A 302-nucleotide genomic window follows, 5' to 3' on the forward strand; every position below is an offset into this window, starting at 1 on the left:
CCATCTTCGGCTCTATCGAGCGCTTCCTGGGCATTCTCATTGAGCACTACGCCGGCGCGCTGCCCCTGTGGCTGGCTCCGGTGCAGGTAGCGGTCATACCCATCGCCGACCGCCACAAGGAGGCGGCGGCCGAGTTTGCCGGCGAGATCAAGGCCGTGGGCGGTCGCGTGGACATTATGGATGCCAACGAGCCCATGAAGGTGAAGATCGCCAAGGCTCAAGCCCAGAAGATCCCCTCCATGGTGGTCTTGGGCGACAAGGAAGTGGAAGAGCGCCTGGTGTCCGTACGCGAGCGGTCCGAG

Annotated in this window: 1 protein-coding gene; it reads left to right on the forward strand. The window is 63.9% G+C overall.

Annotated features, from left to right (window positions below; all coding sequences use genetic code 11):
• Positions 1-302 (forward strand): His/Gly/Thr/Pro-type tRNA ligase C-terminal domain-containing protein (locus PZH32_RS12880; protein ID WP_275208649.1); only part of this gene is annotated, 302 nt, incomplete at both ends.

The organism is Adlercreutzia equolifaciens, assembly GCF_029076695.1.
GTDB lineage: Bacteria > Actinomycetota > Coriobacteriia > Coriobacteriales > Eggerthellaceae > Adlercreutzia > Adlercreutzia equolifaciens_A.